The 2,490-nt window shown below is 46.0% G+C and carries 2 protein-coding genes; both read left to right on the top strand.

Going from position 1 to position 2,490, the window contains the following annotated elements; all coding sequences use genetic code 11:
* Positions 1 to 34 precede the first annotated feature (34 nt).
* Complete coding sequence (endA, locus tag VN429_RS05185) at positions 35 to 1,042, top strand: tRNA-intron lyase (RefSeq protein ID WP_325630532.1); 1,008 nt, start codon at positions 35 to 37, stop codon at positions 1,040 to 1,042.
* Between the two features lie 37 nt (positions 1,043 to 1,079).
* On the top strand, positions 1,080 to 2,345 hold the full coding sequence (locus VN429_RS05180; RefSeq protein WP_325630529.1) for a tryptophan--tRNA ligase: 1,266 nt from the start codon (positions 1,080 to 1,082) through the stop codon (positions 2,343 to 2,345).
* Positions 2,346 to 2,490 lie beyond the last annotated feature (145 nt).

Raw genomic sequence — 2,490 nt, 5'->3', positions numbered from 1 at the left:
GTTTTATTCCGCTGGAACGCCAAAATAATAAGCCGTGAAGGCAAGGCTAGAAAGCGGGCACGTCATGCTCGGGCAGGACGGATTAACCCTGTATGATCAGAGCGGTTTTGGAAGACCGTTAAAAGAAGGAGTCCGTCTCTCTCCAGTTGAGGCCCTGTACCTTGTATATCGTGGCCGAATTGAGGTCCCCGGGTTTGATTTTGACTCACTCCTTGTCCATTTCTCTGGTGATGTTCATGTTCTGAGATCTTTCCTGGTCTACCGGGATATCAGGGAAAGAGGGTATGTTGTCCAGACAGGTCCACAGGACTTCAGGATATTTCGCCGTGGTGAAAAACCAGGGAAAGGGGAGTCTTTGTATATGCTCCGTGTCCTGTCTGAACGTGATCTCATCGATTTTGCGGTGGTAAGAAAAGAAGTTCAGGCTACCATAAACATGCGAAAACGGCATGTTCTTGCAGTTGTGGATGACGAGTTTGAACTAACCTATTACGAGGTAAAGATCCAAAAACCCGCCCCCATCGAAGATACGCAGAATCCGGAACCGGTATGTGGTATTCTCTCAAGCAGATCGGTGATAATACCTGCAGCACCTGAATCTGCATATGATCAGGCATTTTATGGGAAACGCTTTGATGATGATCGTATCGTTCTCTCAACTATCGAATCTGTATCTCTAATGGAACAAGGATTTGTGACGGTAAAACACGAAGGTCGTAATATCACTGCTCAAGAGTATCGTGAGATGATCCGTGAGTTCGATACTGAAATGGAACCAAAACTGAAGGTATATCAGAATCTGCGATCCTTGAACTATATTCCAAAGACCGGGTATAAATTCGGCCATCACTTTAGGGTGTACCTGGGAAGAAAGGTCCACTCAGAAATGCTAGTTCAGGCCATTGAGCCTAATACTACTCTTCCGATGAATATCATTTCCCGGTCAGTCAGGATGGCACATAGCGTCAAAAAGAAGATGCTATTCGGATGTATACATGCAGAAGGCATCGCGTACGTTGAGTTTGCACGAATTAAACTCTGATTATAACAACTTTCCAGAAATTAAAAAACCAGATAATATGGAATCCAGCATAAACCCATGGGCTTCTACAGATCAATCTGTCGATATTGAGCGGCTCCACACGGAGTTCGGGATAGAACGGATAGAGACTGCAGTCAGTGACCTTCCTGATCTACCATATTTCATGAAGCGGGGGATTGTGTTTGGTCATCGCGATTATGGCCAGATCGTTAAAGCGATTGTGAATCATGATCCGTTTCATATCCTTACCGGGTTTATGCCCTCAGGCCATCCACATCTCGGGCACCTGATGGTAATGAAAGAAGTGGTCTGGCACGTAGAGCAGGGTGGAAACGGATACATCTGTGTTGCTGATCGTGAGGCTCATGCTGTCAGAAATCTCTCATGGGAACAGTGTAAAAAATTTGGAGATGAATATCTCTCCTGCCTGTTTGCTCTGGGATATGAGGGAGAGACGTATCAGCAGAGTCAAAACAGAGTTGTCCAGGATCTTGCATTTGAAGCTTCCACGAAGGTTAATTTCTCTGAGATGAGTGCCATCTACGGGTTTACACCCGAGACAGATATCGGACATGCAATGAGTGTACTCACGCAGGTATCTGACATTCTTTATCCGCAGGTTGATGATGAACCTGCACCAACTGTGGTTCCAGCCGGGCTTGATCAGGATCCTCACGTAAGGCTTACGAGAGGTATAGCACACAAACTCAGGATGTTCACGGTAGAAGATCGGGACACCCATATCAGTATCAGATCCAAAGAGGCCCCGAAAGAGGCTATGGATGCTGTACAAAAGGCATTCAAGGGATCTAAACGGTATGAGGGTCATATTGATGTTACCGGAGTCCCTCACGATATCGTAGCAAAGACCATTCGGGCCATTGAGCGGGCAAACGGCGGATATGGTTTTGTCACACCATCTGCGACTTATCACCGGTTTATGCCAGGTCTTACCGGTGGAAAAATGTCGTCAAGTGTGCCAGAAAGCATCATCGGGTTCTATGAGGATGATAAGGTTGTTAACAAGAAGATCATGTCTGCCCTGACCGGTGGGCGAATGACCCTACAGGAACAGAAAGAACTTGGTGGGGAAGCTGATAAGTGTCCGATCTATCTGTTGAACCTCTTTCATATGGTTTCTGACGATACAGAACTGGCAGAGATTCACCGAAGGTGCAAGGCAGGGGAATTGATGTGTGGTCAGTGTAAGAAAGATACTGCCGCCCGTGTTCTCGCATTCCTTTCTGACTTTAGGGAAAAGATGGCAGTGGCATCAGGTGCACTGGCCAGCAGATCCTGTTGATCTTTAATAGATCAATTTTCCGATTTGTGCGATGAGGGCTAAAATTCCTGGTTTTTAACACTCTCAATATGAATGAGATCTGGTTTATATATGACAGATCAAGGCCATCAATCTGGGTCATGAGCGAGATCATACTATGTATGGT

This window comes from Methanospirillum sp., assembly GCF_035560735.1.
Taxonomy (GTDB): domain Archaea; phylum Halobacteriota; class Methanomicrobia; order Methanomicrobiales; family Methanospirillaceae; genus Methanospirillum.
This window is presented reverse-complemented; position numbering and strand designations above follow the sequence as displayed.